The organism is Polaribacter porphyrae (assembly GCF_002954685.1).
GTDB lineage: Bacteria > Bacteroidota > Bacteroidia > Flavobacteriales > Flavobacteriaceae > Polaribacter > Polaribacter porphyrae.
The window spans coordinates 1,818,441-1,837,100 of the sequence record NZ_MSCN01000001.1 but is presented as its reverse complement, the minus strand read 5'-3'; the positions used below and the strand labels follow the sequence as shown (position 1 = coordinate 1,837,100).

Genomic DNA, 18,660 nt, shown 5'->3' with positions numbered 1-18,660 from the left:
TGTCTTATTGTGGTTTTCAGTTGCATTAAAAAACTTTTATTCATTTACTTATAAAACAGTTAAGGCTAATCAAAAGTAATATTTTGATAGGCTCCTATTGCTGGGTTTGTAGTTCTATCTTTTCCTAAAATATCAAAAGTAAACAGTGTAGTTTTACCTTTATTGATTGCGTCAGAGTTCTCACCTATAATAAAATCTTCTTTTTGAGTATCTCTAAAATTGGCAAAGCCATTTAAGATTATGTTTTGGTAGTTGGTATTATTTTCAAAATCTAATTCTACAACACCATCAAAAGTATTGCTATTATCAGTAAAAGAAATCATGCAGTTTTCGATACTATAATTAAAAAGACTACCATCTACTTTATCTAATACAAATTCAATGTTGTTATTACCATCAAAAATACAATTAGTAAAATTAGCAGCTTTTAAATCTCTAGTTTGAGTAATTTCTTGGCCATTAACATCTTGAAAAGTGAAAAAGTTATTAACCAACACAGCAGGAAGTTGTCTTATACCATTATTCCAATAATTGGCAAAAGTGCTATGTGTAAAATTATAAGTACCGCCAATGGTAGCTGCCAAAGATGCTTGCCCAGCTGAACCAATAACTACATTGTGAGCTTCAATATTGGTTTCTCTTGCTAAAATACCAAAGTTAGAATTGTTATAAATTTCTGAACTTTCTAATTTTAAAGTTGGAGTAGAAGGTGTGCCAATGCTATCAATAAGAATCCCAATTATTCCATTTTTGATTTGAGCATGCTTTATTTCGTTGTCTTTACTTCCTGCACGCATCCAAATTGTGCCCCATTGACCAGGAATTCTACTAAAAGAATTTTCTAATCGATCACCTTCAAAAACTACTTTTTCAGTTAAAGTTCCGTTTACTTTTAGAGTTGCTTTATCATCAATAATTAAACCAGAATTATTATGAAAATGAATATTTGCCCCAGCCTCTATAGTTAGTGTTTTGTTTGCAGGGACAGCAGCATAACCATAAATTACTGTTGGTTTGTTTTTAGTAATTGTAAGCTCGGCATCAGTTAAAAATCGACCTTTAATAGTAGTAGGTTGTCCATCTAAAGTGAGGCTATCAATTTTCATGGTTAATGCATCTTTTGCAGGAAAAATAAAATTTGCATCTTGTACTAAAGTTACCAAATCTACATCTTGTAGATTTGTACCTGTATCAAACAAAATTCGATCTGTATATAAAGGATTTGTAACAGCATTTATGTTGATTGTTGTTTCTACAAAAACAAAAATACTGTCCTTTGCAAGAATGTCAATATCATTAAATTCTTTGCCAGGAATACCATCAACGTTTAATCGATAATTAGAATTCACACCATTTTCAAGGTTAATTTTTGGGATTGTTATGTCTTTATTGCCTCTATTGTAAACTTTTAAATTGTACGTGGCTGAACCAATATTTGTAAAAACTGTATCTAAAAAAACGGTGTCTTTAGAAAACTCTAAATTTCCAAAACTAGGTATGGTAGAAAAATCTTTTCTACAAGAACTTACTGAAATAAGAGCAACACAAATTATAAAAGTGATAAAATAACGCATACATCAATTTTGTATAAAAATAGAACTTTAAAATGATTCGTTTATTACTTTTTAGTCAATTTGATTTCAAAAAGTTTCCCCCAATTCTTACCAGTTACAAAAAGTCTGTCGTTTTCTTTGTCATAAGCTATTCCGTTTAAAACCTCATCTTGCGGTTCTAGTTTTTGAGTTTTTGCCATTTCTTTTTCTAATGGTCTTAAATCTACCAAACCTTCAATAGCTCCTGTTTTGGGATTAATAATAGTAATTATACTTTTTTGGTATTTGTTTGCATACAGCTTGTTATTTATTAATTCTAATTCATTTAAATCTTTTACGGCTTTATCTGTTGAATATGCTTGAATATATCTTTTTTCCTTCAAGGTTTCAGGATCTAAAAACCAAATTTTATGAGTACCATCAGATTTTATAAGTTCTCTTCCATTATTAGTTAATCCCCAACCTTCAGTACTATTATTGTAATTAAATTCTCTTTCTAAATTAAAGGTTTTTAAATCATAGACAAAACCTTTTTTAGCTTGCCAAGTAAGCCAGTAAATCTTATTGTTTAAAATAGTCATGCCTTCACCAAAGTATTTTTTGTCTAAAGCTATAGATTGTAAAACTTTACCAGTTTTAATATCTACTTTTCTTAAAGTTGATTGTCCTCTTCTACCAGTTGTTTCATATAAGAAACCATTATAATACTCTAGACCTTGAGTGTATGCATTAGTATCATGAGGGTATTCGTTAACTATTTCATAGGTGTAAGTTTCATACTTTTTACTTGCAAAAATTTCAAAAGAGTTATTTACTTTTTTTGCATTATTAGGATAAAATGCAACAGCAGATATAATATGTTTTCCAATTCCTAAATCTGAAGTATTTATAATTGTAGTATTATCTTTAGTAGCAACAGTTTTACCATTGATATAAAACTGCACACTATCTACATTTTGGTTGTCTACTTCTATCAATTTGGCAGTAATTTTTTTGTTTAATGTTGTTTTTTTTACAACTTCTAATTTAAACTTGTAAGCTTTATCACAAGAAATTAGTGTTATTAGTATGGTTAATGTTGCGAAAAATAAAATCTTTTTCATGGTTTTGAATTTGTTTAAAGTGTTCTGTATCATATTTTAAACATAAATTTTAGAAATGTAAATAAAAACAATTAATTTATTTGTAGATTAAAAAATATCATTAAATTTGCATCCTCTAAAATAGATTTTTGTTTATTTAGAGTTTTGAGTAAAACCTTACCAACTTTACTCTATGCAAACATAACATTAAAGTATTAAAATATTATAAAATGAGAAAAGGAATTCATCCAGAAAATTATAGATTGGTAGCATTTAAAGATATGTCTAATGGAGATGTGTTTTTAACACGCTCTACTGCAGATACAAAAGAAACTTTAGATGTAGATGGTACAGAGTATCCTTTAATTAAATTAGAGATATCTAGAACTTCTCACCCTTTCTATACAGGTAAATCTAAATTAGTTGATACTGCAGGACGTATTGATAAGTTTAAAAACAAATACGCAAAATTCAAAAAGTAATTTTTGTTTCTATAAAATATAGAAGACTTCAACAATGTTGAGGTCTTTTTTTTTGAGTTAAAAAGTAAGGTATAAGAGCAAAGATATTTTTATAACTAAAACTATATTGTAATAATATGAAAAATACACACTTAATACCCAAACAGATAAAAGATAGAGTATTAGTAGCTTTAGAGTATTATCCACAGTTAAAAGATGTACAAATTGAATTTAAGTTTAAGAAGAATATTAAAAAATCTACAATGCAAGCTAGACCTACTTTTGATAGCTTTTTTAAATCAAAAAAAGATAGAAAATATTTAATTCTGATTAGTGAAAAGTTTAAAATTTCTGGTAGAGAGTTTTCTACAATTGATATTCCTAGAGATATTTTTATTGGTTGGATTGGTCACGAACTAGGCCATATTATGGATTATCAAAATAGAAATAAATGGAATTTAATTTGGTTTGGATTAAAATATTTGTTTTCAGAAAACCACATTATTGAAGCAGAAAGGGCTGCTGATAGTTTTGCAGTAAAACATAAAATGGAAGAGTATATTTTAAAAACGAAAAATTTTATTTTAAATCATGCAGAAATTTCCGAAACTTATAAAAATAGAATGAAAAGGTATTATTTATCACCAGAAGAAATTATGTATTTGGTGGAAGATAGAAAATCAAAAGAATTAAAAATTTTATGATGAAACTAGCCATAGTAGGTTTTGGACCAAGAGGTTTACATGCTTTAGAAAACCTATTTTTAGAATTATCTAAAATTAAAACTTCTAATAAAATCGATATTTCTCTTTTTGAAACTCATAAGGAATTAGGTTCAGGGAAAGTTTGGGATACACAACAAGCTGATTTGAACCTGGTAAATATTTCTGAAAGAGGATTACAGGATTTACAAGGCAGGAATGAAATAAACTACCAACAATTTGTAATTCCAAATTTTCCATCTTATACTGATTGGTGTTTTGAAAACGATAGAGCTGATAAGAAAGATGTAGATACTTTTCCTCCAAGAAACAAAATAGGAAATTATTTAAAAGAGAGATGTAAATCTATTTTAAAAGTTTTAGAAAAAGAAAACTGTGTTCAAACTTATAATACTCTAATTACTGATATCAATCAGAAAAAAGAAAAACTAATTCTTAAAGATATTGATAAAAACCAATATGAATTTGATGAAGTTTTATTAACTATTGGGCATCAAACTACAGAAATACCAAAAGACATTAAAAAATATCAAGAAAATGCTTTAAATGGTAATTTCATTTGTTTACCTAATGTTTATCCTATTCAAAAGATTATTGATTTTGAAGCGGAAAATAAAAATATAGCCATTAGGGGTTTTGGTTTAGCTATGATAGATGCTGTAAGAGCATTAACCATAGGTAATGGAGGGAAGTTTGTTTATAAAAAACCAACGAATTTTGAATCTGAATTTAAAACATCAAACAAAATACCAAATAAAATAATTCCATACTCTTTAGACGGTTTACCTGTTATACCTAAACCATTATCAGAAAAAATAGATAATCAATTTGCTGTTTCTAAAGAACAGTTGAAAGCTTTTGAAAATAGAATTAGAGAAGTCGCAAATAATAAAGAAAATGTAAGAGATAATTCATTTTTAATTGAAGAATATGCAAAAATTACTGCTAATATCTTTTTAAATATTTATTACAGAAGAGAAGAAGATGATTTAACTGAAGAAGATATAAAAAATGTAATTTTTAAGTGGCTTACCAACCAAGAATTTAAGCATAAACTAATACAAAAAACAAATATTCCTACTGAAAAGTTAATCTACAACTATGTGCAAATGGCTTGTGGTAAAAAGAAAATTTCTTTAGACTTTTGTGCGGGTCAAGTTATTCGTCATTGCCAGCCAACATTATACAAATCATTTTCTCACGCTGCTATTTCAGAAGAAATTATTGCAGATGTAATTCAATTTGATGAGAAAATGAAACGCTATTCTTATGGGCCTCCACTAGAAAGTATGCAACAATTATTGGCTTTGCACAAAGCAAATATTTTAGATTTTTCTGTTGTTGATAATCCAAATATTCAGTTTACCAAAAATGGATGGATATTTGAAAAAGACAATCATGAAATAAGAGTAGATTGTATTATTGATAGTGTTTTAAGTTCTCCAGAATTGCTGAAAGTGAATACTCCAATTATTAAAAATTTATTGAGAAATGATGTGATACAACCAATTCATTCAAAATTAGGCATTCATACCAACACAAATGGAACTATAATTTTTGATGATAAAAAAACAAATGCATCCATTTCAGTTTTAGGGAGATTAGCCAAGGGAAGTGTAATTGGTGTTGATGCAATTTTAGAATGTTTTGGACCGAGAGTTAATGATTGGGCTAAAGGTTTAGTTAGCAGAATATAATTAGATATTTGGTTGTTTTTCGCTCAAATATTTCCAATAACGTTTTGGAATGTGCCTAATATGTAACTTCATATTTTTACGTTCTTTAATATTAGTACTGTCAAAATAGTCTTTCCATAATTTCTGAAAATCAAATTCTTGGTCAGAAAAGAAATCAGAATTTGTTTTTGTAAAATCAAAATGTTCTGGAAAATCAAGATTGATAAAATCCAGTGTTTCTAAATCATAATACAAACCATAACTTCTTTTGATGTCATAAATAATCCATTTTTGGTCTGCATACCTGCTTTTAAAATGTTTGGAGATCAAAGGCAATACATTAAAATCTGGTTCAATATTTGAGAAATAAATATTATCTTTTGTTAATCTAAAACGCACAAAAGCTTCCATTCTGTGTTTTTCTCTACTTACATTTTTTGCAACCTGCGAAGTTTTTAAGATACTAGGTTGTGTAAAATCGGTATCTACTTTTTCTTTATGATTAAAAATGTGTTTAATGTTATCTAATAAGATATTTTCAATTCCATTTTGTTCACTTAAAAAGGCATAATAAATTTTTGTTGTAGAAACGCTAGACGCTTTTGTTTTTAAACCTTTCCAAACTCGATCTGACTTTTCTTTATCAGTTAAAATGGTTTCATTTTTAGCAAAAAAACTATTCTGAATTACATATTGATTTTGAATAGTAACTTGATTTAATTTGTATTCAAAAACATAAAAAACACAGGATAGAAATCCTTCAAAAGTACCATCGTAAATTAATGTTTTTTCTTGCATTTTATTTTTCAATAATTAAAAAAATGGTCTGTCATTTCGATTTCGTGGAGAAATTTCACAAAAAAGAGTTGAGATTCTTCACTTCGTTCTTCGTTCTGAATGACAAGTTAATTCTGTAAGGAGAGTGTTTTTACTCAAATAAATTTAATTGAGGGCTTAATAATTTATCATATTTACTGTTTGAGTTTTTTAAAATTAAACCTTTCAATTTAGCAGCTGTTAAATCTCTTCTTTCAAATAAATTACTATCGCAAACTAAAAAATATTGAGCTCTGTTAAATGCAATTCCTATTTTCTTTAAATGATCCCAATTTAATCTTCTATATTTTCTTGCCATCAAAATTTTAGCTACAGATTTCATACCTACTCCAGGAATTCTTGCCAACATTCTTTTGCTAGCTTTATTCACATCTACAGGAAATTCGTGCAAGTTTCTTAATGCCCAACTCAATTTTGGGTCAATATCTAAATCTAAATTTTGATGCTTTAAGTTGACAATTTCATTGGTTTGAAAACCATAAAAACGAGTTAACCAGTCAGATTGATATAATCTGTTTTCTCTTAACATTGGCACTTCACTTCCTATTGCTGGTAATCTATCATCATAAGAAATTGGTACATAACCCGAAAAATAAACGCGTTTTAAATTGTAATTTTTGTAAAAATGTTCAGAAGTTTTTAAAATCTGAAAATCATTTTCGCCACTTGCACCCACTATCATTTGTGTGCTTTGGCCTGCAGGAGCATATTTTGGCGTGCTTTTTATAATTCTCTTTTCGGCTTTGTATTGAATAATTTCATTCTTAACCTTTTCCATTGGTTTTTTAAAATCATCGAAATTTTTGTCTGGTGCTAATAATTTTAAACCAGATTTTGTTGGTATTTCTATGTTTACACTCAAACGATCTGCATACAAACCAGCTTCACGCATCAATTCATCAGAAGCCCCAGGAATAGATTTTAAATGAATATAACCGTTAAAATTTTCTTCTAATCGTAATTTTTTAGCAACAGCCACCAAACGTTCCATTGTATAATCTGCACTTTTAAATATACCTGAACTTAAAAATAACCCTTCAATATAATTTCTTCTATAAAAATTGATGGTTAAATCTACAACTTCTTGTACTTTAAAAGCGGCTCTTTTTACATCGTTACTTTTTCTGGTTACACAATAAGCACAATCAAAAATGCAGTAATTTGTTAATAAAATTTTGAGTAATGAAACACATCTGCCATCTTCTGTATAAGAATGGCAAATACCCATTCCTGTAGAGTCTCCTAAACCTTTATTAATGTTTGTTCTTTTGCTTCCACTTGAAGAACAAGAAACATCATATTTAGCAGCATCTGCCAAAATTTTGAGTTTTTCTAAAGTGCGTTCAAAAGACATATTAATTTGATAATGATGAGATTGTACGATTTTAAATATTTGGTAAAATTTAAAATTTCTCGCTACAAATTAATCAAATTAGGACTACCAAAGACGAAGGTTTAGAATACTTTTCCACAAAATGAAAGTTGTTAAATAATGAAATAAAGAGTTTGTAATTCTAAAAGCTAATAGATTGGTTTAGCCCAGATTGAACGGTTTGTCTGAACTCTTTTTTGCTTTTTTTTAGCAAAAAAAGTGAGTAGTGAAAGCTGGAAATAGCTTCAAAAAAAATAGAATAATCTTGATTGATTTTTATGAATTTACAAATGCTTCCCATTTTTTGAATTTCTTCTCTTTCATTACACGTTCCATCTTTACTTGTCCACCTTTTTTCTTGTTTTTATCACTCCAAGCGTGAAATTTATCAACAGGTATCACATTTACTTTTACACCTTTTAAAGCTTTACTTCTGGCCACTTTATAATTTTTGTTTGCTTCTTTTAAAGCGTTGTCTAAAGCATCAGCAATTTCATTTTCATCAGCAGTTATATCTGAACCCAAATACCAAGAATGATAAAATTCGCCATCTTCAAAACGTTTGGCACAAATGGTATATTCTGATATTTTGGTATTAAATTTTTCTTCTAGAGTCTGAATAGCATCATCCATTTTATTCACCGAAAGTTGAGAACCAACAGTATTTAAGAAGAATTTTGTACGACCTGTAATTTTAATTTCTGCTTTTTCTATATCTGTAAAAGCAATAGTATCTCCAATTAAATAACGCCAAGCACCAGAAACTGTGCTGATAATTAAAATATAATCTTGATTCAATTGCACATCTTCTATAGAAATTGAAGGTGCATTTTTCTTTAAAGAACCATCTGGTTTTATATAATCTGGATTCATAGGTACAAACTCAAAATAAATTCCGTTATCAAAATTTAATTGCATTGCATCTGTTTCTGGTCTTGTTTGTGTTGCAATGTAACCTTCAGAAGCTAGATAAGTGTCAATTACAGTTACTGGTTTGCCTAATAAGGCTTTAAAGCTTTTTTCATACGGACTAAATGCAACTCCACCAGAAGTATATACTTTTAAGTTTGGCCAGATTTCGTGAATGTTATCTACATTGTGATATTCAATTACTTTTTGTAGCATTAATTCTATCCAAGCAGGAATTCCACTTAAGGCTCCAATATCCCAATTTTTAGCATTTTTTGCGATATGAGAAACACGTTCATCCCAATCGTCAATTTTTGCAATATTTTCTCCAGGTTTATAATATCCTTTAAACCAGAAAGGAATATTACTGGCTGTTATTCCACTAATTTCTCCTTCTAAATGGTCGTTTTTTTCTTGTAAATCTGTAGAGCTACCTAACATCATGATTTCTTTTTCAAAAAAATCTGCGGGTAAATTAAAATTATTTAAAGCCAGAACTTGTTTGATTCCAGCATTTTTTATGGCTTCAATCATTTCATCAGTAACAGGTATTCGTTTACTAGTCTTTCCTGTAGTCCCTGAACTTAAAGCAAAGTAGGAAGGTTTTCCAGGCCAAGTTACATCTTCTTTACCTTCATGTAATTGAGACCACCATTTTTCATTAATTTTATTGTAGTCGAAATAAGGAACAACATCTGCAAATGATTCTTGAATATCATCACTCATCAAAATGGTTTCAAAATGATGTTTCTTTCCAAATTTTGTGTTTTTCGCAGTTTGTAAAAGATTTTTTAAAACTTCTTGCTGTGCTTCTACTGGATTTTTTTCTGATGTAAGTGTATCTGTTAAGTTGATTACTCCCTTAATAATATTTCCTAAAATTGCCATAATTGTTGATTTTTAACAAAGTTGATAATTTTATAAGGTTATTGTTAACGTGAACAGTTTAAAAGTGAATTCATTTGATAGTGGTAAATCACTTATTTTTCTGCTGATTGTTATAGTAAGTTGTACCAATTAAAACAACACCGATAAAAATAGCGTAGAAATAGGCATTAAAATCGCCACCTTTTACTAAAGAAAAAACACCTATAAATAGACTGACAATTCCTATAGTTATTAAAAAATAGTAATTTATTTTTCTCATTTATTCTATATTCTAAATATTTAAATTACAGAGATACATTATAATTTTCCATTCGCCATTAATTTTAGCCACTTTAATTTTTCTGTCTAGATAAGCTGATGTGAATTTTTTAGATACATAACCAGTAACTCCATCATTTAGCGAGATTTTAATCCATTCTATTTTATCACCAAAATAGGTTGTAATTGAACCATTTTCATCTATTTCACAATTGTAGGCACCATAAGATATTTTGGTTAAAATTGTTGATTTTAAAGTCGGATTTTTTCTCAAATTTAGATTTTCTGCTAGAATTATAACTTTAGAAGCATCGTTTGTAACAAAATCTTTTGAAAATGAAGGAGCTTCAAAGACAACTGTGTCTCTTTTAATGTTAATGTGTTTATAATTAGTAGTATCTACAACTTTGCGAAAACCTATTTGAATTGATTTTTGGAGAATATCCCAATGTTTACTTTTTTTAGTTTTAAAAAATGTATTGATGAATTGTTCTTTATTGCAACCTTCAGGTCCAGCACAATCAAAAGCATCCCAGCAGTCTAGAACTTTATCATACAGTAAGTTTTTAAGAGCTTCTTTGTCTTTTTTAATAACACAATTTGCCAATCGAATTTTAAATTCCCAGAAATCATTATCTAAATAAGATTCATCATTAGATATAGATTGAGAATTGATATTATTAAAAAACAAAATGCACATTAAAAGAATACCTTTCTTCATAATTTAATTACATGTAGATTAACTATTTAGTTAATTTTTTAATTTTTACCATCCTATTACTTAAATGGTAATTTCTTCCTTCCCAAGCTAGTGTTGCTATATTTTTAACATTGTATTTTGCCTGATCTTTATTAATAGCTTCTACTATAATATTAGGTAATTCATTTTTGAATTTGTACTTAATTTTATAAGCTTCTTTATAATATTCTGTTTTTTTGGTGATAAAATAGTATTGACGTTTAATTTCAATTTTTTCTTCTGAATTGTTATCATACAATTGTTCATTATAGGTGAAAATAATTGTAGGAAACGTTACACCATAAATAAAATGGTTTTTTACAAATAGGGTAAGTCGATTCTTTTTTGTGTCGACTTTATAATTGATTTTATAAAAAGTATTACCATTTGTATAACTGTAATGCAGATCTAGTTTTTCAACAGGAATATTTTTAGCAAATTTAAAAGTTAATGAGAATTCTGCAGTTCCAGAAGATTGAGCAAAAGAATTTTGACACAAAAAGATAAGGATTGATAGATAAATTAAGAAAGACTTTTTCATATTTGGCATCATTATCTAATAATAAAATCAAAAAGAATATTACATTTTATCATTTATCAACAACTTTAATTCTTTTTCACTTGGTAAAATTGTTTTGTATTTACTCGCAAATATCTGTTCGTTATTTTGGGGTAACGTATATTCTACAACAGATTTGCTTTTGTCTTTACATAAGATAAGTCCAATGGTTTTGTTTTCATCATCTAAACGTATTTCTCTATCATAATAATTGACATACATTTGCATTTGTCCTATATCTTTGTGTTTTAATTCACCAATTTTTAAATCAATTAAAACAAAAGATTTTAGGATTCTGTTGTAAAAAACCAAATCGATTCTAAAATGTTTTTCATCAAAAGAAATTCTTTTTTGTCTGGCTACAAAAGTGAAACCATTGCCTAATTCTAATAAAAAATCTTCGAGTTTGCTAATGAGTTCTGTTTCTAAATCATTTTCTGAATATTTAGAATGTTCAGGCAGACCAATAAACTCTAAAATATAAGGGTCTTTAATAATGTCTTGTGGTTTTTCAACAACTAAACCTTTTTCAGAAAGCTCTTTTACTTGGTCTTTATCTCTGCTTAAAACTAGTCTTGTATACAAAGCTGCATCATACTGACGCTTTAATTCTCTAACGCTCCAATTATTTTTATGAGCTTCAATTTCGTAGAATTTACGTTCGTTTTCATCGTCAATTCTCATTAATTTTAAATAATGAGACCAACTCAAAGTGAAAAGGTCAGACAGTGTCTGCTGTTTTCTACTTTTGAATTCCGCAGACACTGTTTGCATTTTCTTGTTTTCAGAATTAGTAGACAGTGTCTGTTGTTTTTGGTTTGTCAATTTCCTAGACGTTGTTTCGGATATTTGATTTTTAGAAATCCGAGACAGTGTTTCGGATTTTCCATACGCAAGAAAAAACTTGCGCATATTTTCTATATTATCGACTGAAAAACCTCGACCAAATTGTTTTGTTAAAACTTTAGAAAGTTCTTTTAAAACCTCTTTTCCATAGTCAGCACGTTCTTTTCCATTTTGTTCTTCTTCAACAATCATTCTACCAATTTTATAATAAGTAAGCACCATTATTTGGTTTACAGAACGAACAACCTGACTTTTTGCAGCTTGTAAAAGTTGTACAATCTGTTGATGAAATTGTTTATTTGCGAGTTTGTTTGTCATAATTATTCCACAACACTATCAATCAAAATCGTAATTAAGTCAATAGCAGCTTGAGCAATTTTTGTACCTGGACCAAAAACACCTACAGCACCAGCATCAAATAAATATTGATAATCCTGTGCAGGTATTACACCACCTACAATTACCATAATATCTTCTCGTCCGTATTTTTTTAATTCAGCAATTACTTGTGGTACTAATGTTTTATGACCTGCAGCTAAAGAAGAAATACCTAAAATATGCACGTCGTTTTCTACGGCTTGTTTGGTAGCTTCTTGTGGAGTTTGAAATAATGGTCCAATATCTACATCAAAACCTAAATCTGCATAACCAGTAGCAACCACTTTTGCTCCACGATCGTGACCATCTTGCCCTAACTTGGCAATCATAATTCGTGGACGCCTACCTTCCAATTCAGCAAATTTATCTGCTAATTCAGAAGCTTGTTTAAATAATTTATCGTCTTTTATTTCTTTACTATACACACCAGAAATGGTTTTAGTTACAGCTTTATGTCTGCCAAAAACAGTTTCTAAAGCATCAGAAATTTCACCTAATGTAGCTCTATTTTTGGCTGCTTTTACTGCTAAATCTAAAAGATTTTCCTCACTAGATTTTGCTGCTGTCGTCAAAGCTACTAAAGATTTTTTAACTTCAGCAGTGTTTCTTGTTGCTTTTAGTTGTTGTAAACGTTCTATTTGAGAGTTACGAACAGCTTCGTTATCAACCTCTAAAATATGTAATGGTTCTTCTTCTTTGAGCTGATATTTATTTACACCTATAATTACATCTTGTCCACTATCAATTTTAGCTTGTTTTTTAGCAGCAGCTTCTTCAATTCTTAATTTTGGAATTCCCTTTTCAATAGCTTTGGTCATTCCTCCTAAATCCTCCACTTCTTGAATTAGCTCCCAGGCTTTATTGGCGATGTCTTCCGTCAATTTTTCAAGATGATGACTGCCAGCCCAAGGATCAACAGTTTTTGTAATATGGGTTTCTTGTTGCAAATAGATTTGCGTATTTCTGGCAATTCTTGCAGAAAAATCAGTAGGTAAAGCAATTGCTTCATCCAGAGCGTTTGTATGTAAACTTTGTGTGCCACCAAAAGCAGCAGCCATAGCTTCTATAGTTGTTCTAGCCACATTATTAAAAGGATCTTGCTCTGTTAAAGACCAACCACTTGTTTGGCAATGTGTTCTTAAAGCTAACGATTTCGGGTTTTTTGGGTTGAATTGCTTTACAATTTTAGCCCACAACATTCTTGCTGCTCGCATTTTTGCAATTTCTGTAAAATGATCCATTCCAATTGCCCAAAAGAAAGACAATCTTGGTGCAAAAGCATCAATGTCCATTCCTGTTTCCAATCCTTTTTTGATGTATTCTAAACCATCAGCTAAAGTATAAGCCAATTCAATTTCTGCAGTTGCACCAGCTTCTTGCATGTGATAACCAGAAATAGAAATCGAATTGAATTTTGGCATATTTTTACTGGTATATTTAAAAATATCCGCAATAATTTGCATTGATGGAGAAGGAGGGTAGATATACGTATTTCTAACCATAAACTCCTTTAAAATATCATTTTGTATAGTTCCTGATAACAATTCTGGAGCAACTCCTTGCTCTTCTGCAGCTACAATATAAAAAGCTAAAATGGGTAAAACAGCACCATTCATGGTCATTGAAACCGACATTTTATCCAGAGGAATTTGGTCAAATAAAACCTTCATATCTTCTACAGAATCTATAGCAACTCCAGCTTTACCAACATCTCCTTGTACACGTTCGTGGTCAGAATCGTAACCTCTGTGTGTAGCCAAATCAAAAGCCACAGACAGTCCTTTTTGACCAGCTTCTAAATTTCTTCTGTAAAATGCATTGCTTTCTTCTGCTGTAGAAAATCCTGCATATTGTCTAATCGTCCAAGGTCTGCGAACATACATTGTTGAATATGGACCTCTTAAATTTGGAGCAATTCCTGCTACAAAACTTTCGTGTTCGAAAGTTTTAGGTTCAAGATTTCTCGACTGCGCTCGAAATGACACATCTGAATTTTGAATTTTTATTTTTGATACATCTTTTCTACTCATTGTCTAAACGTTGTTTTTCTACAGTTTCAGAAAGTCGTTTTCTGACAATTGGAGTGATTAATGTTTTGACATGTCTTTTTTTTACAAAAGGATACAATTGCAAGTTTTGCTTCATTTCATCAGCTTTATTAATTTGCATATTTGTACCTAATAAAACAATTTCATTTTTATTAAATTTTTCTTCCTCTTTTAAAGCTGATTCCGAAATTTTCTTTTGAATTGTTCCAGCTTTCAGCTGATGTAAAAAACCGCCAGCTTTTTCTAGTTGTTTAAAAATACTCAAAGCTTTTTCTGCCAATTTATTTGTAACGGATTCTATATAATAAGCTCCATTAGCAAAATTTTGAGCTTCTGCCAACTCACTTTCTTGCTGTAAAATTAAGAGCTGATTTCTAGAAATTCGTTCTCCAAATTCATTAGATTTATGATACATTGTATCATAAGCAACATTAGAAACAGTATTTGAACCACCCAAAATTGCACTCATACATTCAGATGTGGTTCGTAACATGTTTACATTATAATCGTATAATGTTTTGTTACGCAGACTCGGTTGTGTCAAAATATGTGCCTCAACATTTTTTACATCATATTCATTTAAGAGTGATGTCCATAAAATTCGGAATGCTCTTAATTTGGCAATTTCAAAAAAGTAATTGCTACCTACAGCAAAATTGAAACTGATTTTGTTTGCAATTACTCCACCAAAATGATTTAAATATTCGTTTGCGTGTGCTAAAGTATAGGCTAATTGTTGCGAAATATTTGCACCTGCATTTTGATACAAATCTCCAGAAACTGAAATACAATTATCGGCAGAAGCAACTATTTTTTCTAATTGTAGATGATCTTTTTTTAGGTTCGTAAACCAGTTTCCACTTTCAGCTAAATTACCAATAATATCTGTTTGAATATATGTATTTTCTGAATGGCAGAATTCAGCGAGTTTTATTTGAAAATCAGCATTTAAAAACGAAAGTTGAAAATAAATTGGTGTATCACCAGGAAACCCTTTTAGTAGAGGTTTTGGGTTAAAAGTTTTTGAAGCTCTAAATTTAATAGTGGTTGCTCCACGTTTTATGGCATCAACTGCAATTGAATTCGCTATTTTCTCATCATCAATAAAAATGGTTTGACAGATGTTAAAACCTTTTTTTGGTAATTTTATTTTGGCGTTTGTTCTGTCTTCTTTTGTGTAAAAAGGTTTTACAGTTATGCCTTCGTCAGTTTGCCAAAGTAAGGTTTCGTTGTAATCTGCACCTTTTAAATCTACTTGAATTTTTTGTTTCCAAGCAGCTGGTGAAACAGCATTAAAATCATCAAACAAAAATTTGCTCATTACTTTTTTATGGTATCAAATTCGATAATATAAATGTCTTCATTTTCTTTTTTCATTAGATATTTTTCTCTTGCAAAACGCTCTAGCTCTAAAGAATCTTGTAGTTTTTTAATCGTTTCTTTATCTTTTTTAATCTTGTCTTTATAATAAGAAATTGAGTTTTCTAATTCTTCAACTTCTTTATCAAATTTACGATGTACTAAATAAGAGTTTTCATCAAAAAAAAGCATCCATATAATATATGGAATTAAAATAACTACAAACACATTTGTAATCAATTTAAAAATAAAATGATTTTTTAAATTTTTTAAAAATTTCATCTATAAACGCTCATTTATTACACTTCTTACAATATCTATAGCAACAGTATTATACCTATCATTTGGAATAATAATATCTGCAAAATTTTTCGTAGGTTCTATAAATTGCTGATGCATAGGTTTTAATGTGGTTTGGTATCTGTTTAAAACTTCGTCTACATCTCTACCTCTTTCTGCGACATCTCTTCGAACTCTACGTATTAAACGTTCGTCTGTCTCTGCATGAACAAATATTTTAATGTCAAATAAATCACGTAATTTTTCACTGTTAAAAATCAGAATTCCTTCAACAATAAGAACTTTTCTTGGGTGTGTTTTTACAGTATCTTTAGTTCTGTTGTGTGTTACAAAAGAATAGACAGGTTGGTTTATAGTTTTACCTTTCTTAAGCTCTTTTAAATGATTAATTAATAACTCAAAATCTATTGCTCTTGGATGATCAAAGTTAATTTTTGTACGCTCATCATAAGATAAATTATCAGTTGCTTTGTAGTATGAATCTTGAGAGATTACACAAACTTCATCAGGAGGTAAATGTTTTACGATTTGATTAACTACAGTTGTTTTTCCACTACCAGTTCCACCTGCAATACCAATAATTAACATGCTGTAAGTTTTTGTTGATTACAGCTATAAAAGTAGTAAGATTTTACAAATTGATGAAATTGTTAATCTTTATATTTTCAGCTTTTAAATCGAACATTAAATTATACAAACCAAAAAAGGTTCTATTCATATAAATAAAGTGCTTTGAACCTCTGCTAGCGTTGTAAGATCGTAATTCTGTATTTTTGGAATAACGTTCTCCAAATTCAGAAATTTTTCCGAAAAATTCAGCATCAGAAAAATCAAATTCTTCTACATGAAAAGGTTGCGTGAAAATAGATAGCATTTCGTGAAACATTGCTTTAAAAAACTCAAATTCCTCTTTTGGGTCTTCTTTTCGTAGAATGTCTAATTCGTACATTTTTTCAACAAAAAGTTCTTCATTGTCTAAAGTTCCTTTTTTTGCTAATACAAAATATGGATTGTAAAATTCTAAAGGAATGGTTTTCATACACCCAAAATCAAGTGCAATCAACTCGCCTTTTTTAGACACTAAAAAATTACCTGGATGAGGATCTGCATGTACTTTTTTTAAGTTGTGAATTTGAAACATATAAAAATCCCATAAGGCTTGACCAATTTGATTGGCTAATTCTTGATTGGTGTTGTTATCTGTAAATTCTGATAGATGAATGCCATCCATCCAATCCATGGTTATGATCTGTTTTGACGATAAATCCGAATAATAATTAGGGAAAGCAAGATGATTAATATTTTTACAAGCATTTACAATTTCTTTACTCTGTTTAACTTCTAATATATAATCTGTTTCTTCTAAAAGCTTGTCTTTAACTTCAAAAAAATATTCATCAGAAGTTTTTCCTTTCATATTAAACATTCTGATTACAAAAGGTTTTAGCAGTGCTAAATCTGATTTTATACTATCTGAAACTCCTGGGTATTGAATTTTAACAGCTAATTTTTTACCATCTTTTTCTGCTTTATGAACTTGCCCAATACTTGCAGCATTAAATGCTTTTGCATCAAATATATCATATATTTCTGATGGAAATTTTCCAAAACTCTTTTTAAATGTTTTTAAAACTAAAGCTTCAGAAAGTGGAGGTACAGAAAATTGTGCTAAAGAGAATTTTTCTACATAAGCTCTAGGCAATATACTTTTTTCCATGCTTAACATTTGAGCAACTTTTAAAGGACTTCCTTTTAAGTCTTTTAAGCTATCATAAATGTCTTCTGCATTGTCTTTGTTTAGTTTTTCTCTTGCAACTTCTTCAGATTCAGTAATTTTATTACCATAATATTTTAGGTAATTTACACCAACTTTTGCACCTGTAGTTACTAGTTTAGAGGCTCTTTGTATTTTTGAAATCGGAATTCTACTGGCTTTTTTCATACTTTTTAATCCGTATTTTTTTGGAATTTTTCTTTGTACACAAATTTCCCCAAGTCAAAGACATTTTTTAGGAATTTGTTTTCTATAAGTTCGAAGCTAGTATTGATTGATTTTTCGATAAATATGTCTGTTTTTTCAAAAGATTCAGACGTGTCTTCTAACCAAAATTTAATGGTAATTAGTAATTGTACCCAAGATGATTGATTAATTACATTAGATTGTATTTTTTCCAATCCGTCAATTGGTAAGATGCTTTCTGTTAGTTGCAAACCGTCTACAAATTGAATAAAACTCTTTTTAAGGCTAGATAACGTTTTATAAGATTTTAATTGGCTTTTACATCCTTTTAAAACTACTTCTATATAAGTTCTATTTAAGTTTAGATTTTCAAAGAAAGTGAAGTACAAACTCAATAATTTGTTTTTGCCATCAAAAGATAAAAACTCTTCACTTTCTACTAAAACTTCTAGAGAGTTTTTAAAAAGCTCATTGAAAATGGTTTTTTCTACTTTTTTTAGTGATTTAAAATGTGAATAAAAACTATCCTCATCTAAATTTACTTGATTGCAAAAATCTTCAACATCATTTGGTTTTTGTTGGTTTTCAGAAACCAAATCCATATACAAAGTAAGGATGTCTAGTTTAGAGACTTTTTTCTTTTTTGCCATATAAATATAGTATAATACAAAAATACGAAACGTTTTGTGGTTAAAAGAAAATACAGGTCTATA

General features: G+C 29.1%; 18 protein-coding genes. 3 read left to right on the top strand and 15 right to left on the bottom strand.

All coding sequences use genetic code 11. From position 1 onward, the window contains the following. Positions 1 to 65: 65 nt before the first annotated feature. A complete protein-coding gene (locus tag BTO18_RS08230) occupies positions 66 to 1,574 on the bottom strand; it encodes a hypothetical protein (RefSeq protein WP_105015761.1) in 1,509 nt (502 codons plus the stop codon). 44 nt (positions 1,575 to 1,618) lie between these two features. Further along, positions 1,619 to 2,656, bottom strand: a complete 1,038-nt coding sequence (locus BTO18_RS08225) for a glutaminyl-peptide cyclotransferase (RefSeq protein ID WP_105017532.1) — start codon at positions 2,654 to 2,656, stop codon at positions 1,619 to 1,621. 209 nt (positions 2,657 to 2,865) lie between these two features. On the opposite strand from BTO18_RS08225, the gene BTO18_RS08220 reads away from it, so the two are divergent. The 3 genes from BTO18_RS08220 to BTO18_RS08210 all read left to right on the top strand — a co-directional run bounded on the left by BTO18_RS08220 (position 2,866) and on the right by BTO18_RS08210 (position 5,515). Further along, entirely contained in the window at positions 2,866 to 3,117 is a 252-nt protein-coding gene (locus BTO18_RS08220; protein WP_105015760.1) for a type B 50S ribosomal protein L31, read from the top strand. 116 nt (positions 3,118 to 3,233) lie between these two features. Beyond that, positions 3,234 to 3,800, top strand: coding sequence for a hypothetical protein (locus BTO18_RS08215; RefSeq protein WP_105015759.1), 567 nt, complete (start codon positions 3,234 to 3,236; stop codon positions 3,798 to 3,800). Further along, a complete protein-coding gene (locus BTO18_RS08210) occupies positions 3,800 to 5,515 on the top strand; it encodes an FAD/NAD(P)-binding protein (protein WP_170063250.1) in 1,716 nt (571 codons plus the stop codon). Before BTO18_RS08215 ends, BTO18_RS08210 begins: the two co-directional genes overlap by 1 nt. Here BTO18_RS08210 and BTO18_RS08205 read toward each other — a convergent pair whose 3' ends face one another. The 13 genes from BTO18_RS08205 to BTO18_RS08150 all read right to left on the bottom strand — a co-directional run bounded on the left by BTO18_RS08205 (position 5,516) and on the right by BTO18_RS08150 (position 18,597). Continuing rightward, complete coding sequence (locus BTO18_RS08205; protein ID WP_105015757.1) at positions 5,516 to 6,292, bottom strand: TIGR03915 family putative DNA repair protein; 777 nt, start codon at positions 6,290 to 6,292, stop codon at positions 5,516 to 5,518. Between the two features lie 130 nt (positions 6,293 to 6,422). Beyond that, positions 6,423 to 7,685, bottom strand: coding sequence for a putative DNA modification/repair radical SAM protein (locus BTO18_RS08200; RefSeq protein WP_105015756.1), 1,263 nt, complete (start codon positions 7,683 to 7,685; stop codon positions 6,423 to 6,425). Between the two features lie 294 nt (positions 7,686 to 7,979). Beyond that, complete coding sequence (locus BTO18_RS08195; RefSeq protein ID WP_105015755.1) at positions 7,980 to 9,500, bottom strand: GH3 family acyl-acid amido synthetase; 1,521 nt, start codon at positions 9,498 to 9,500, stop codon at positions 7,980 to 7,982. Positions 9,501 to 9,588: 88 nt separating this feature from the next. After that, positions 9,589 to 9,759, bottom strand: coding sequence for a hypothetical protein (locus BTO18_RS17640; protein WP_170063249.1), 171 nt, complete (start codon positions 9,757 to 9,759; stop codon positions 9,589 to 9,591). Positions 9,760 to 9,771: 12 nt separating this feature from the next. Further along, a complete protein-coding gene (locus BTO18_RS08190) occupies positions 9,772 to 10,479 on the bottom strand; it encodes an SH3 domain-containing protein (protein ID WP_105015754.1) in 708 nt (235 codons plus the stop codon). Positions 10,480 to 10,501: 22 nt separating this feature from the next. Then, positions 10,502 to 11,038, bottom strand: coding sequence for a hypothetical protein (locus BTO18_RS08185; protein WP_146106897.1), 537 nt, complete (start codon positions 11,036 to 11,038; stop codon positions 10,502 to 10,504). Between the two features lie 39 nt (positions 11,039 to 11,077). Then, a complete protein-coding gene (locus BTO18_RS08180; RefSeq protein ID WP_105015752.1) occupies positions 11,078 to 12,220 on the bottom strand; it encodes a PDDEXK nuclease domain-containing protein in 1,143 nt (380 codons plus the stop codon). Positions 12,221 to 12,222: 2 nt separating this feature from the next. Beyond that, on the bottom strand, positions 12,223 to 14,310 hold the full coding sequence (scpA, locus tag BTO18_RS08175) for a methylmalonyl-CoA mutase (protein ID WP_105015751.1): 2,088 nt from the start codon (positions 14,308 to 14,310) through the stop codon (positions 12,223 to 12,225). Continuing rightward, a complete protein-coding gene (locus BTO18_RS08170; protein WP_105015750.1) occupies positions 14,303 to 15,649 on the bottom strand; it encodes a methylmalonyl-CoA mutase subunit beta in 1,347 nt (448 codons plus the stop codon). The genes scpA and BTO18_RS08170 overlap by 8 nt, the downstream gene beginning before the upstream one ends. Next, positions 15,649 to 15,969: an FtsB family cell division protein gene (locus tag BTO18_RS08165; RefSeq protein ID WP_105015749.1), complete on the bottom strand. Its 321-nt coding sequence runs from the start codon at positions 15,967 to 15,969 to the stop codon at positions 15,649 to 15,651. The genes BTO18_RS08170 and BTO18_RS08165 overlap by 1 nt, the downstream gene beginning before the upstream one ends. Further along, complete coding sequence (gene udk, locus BTO18_RS08160; protein ID WP_105015748.1) at positions 15,970 to 16,575, bottom strand: uridine kinase; 606 nt, start codon at positions 16,573 to 16,575, stop codon at positions 15,970 to 15,972. Positions 16,576 to 16,618: 43 nt separating this feature from the next. Next, on the bottom strand, positions 16,619 to 17,929 hold the full coding sequence (locus tag BTO18_RS08155; protein WP_105015747.1) for an ABC1 kinase family protein: 1,311 nt from the start codon (positions 17,927 to 17,929) through the stop codon (positions 16,619 to 16,621). A gap of 5 nt (positions 17,930 to 17,934) precedes the next feature. Beyond that, a complete protein-coding gene (locus BTO18_RS08150) occupies positions 17,935 to 18,597 on the bottom strand; it encodes a TetR family transcriptional regulator C-terminal domain-containing protein (RefSeq protein WP_105017531.1) in 663 nt (220 codons plus the stop codon). Positions 18,598 to 18,660 lie beyond the last annotated feature (63 nt).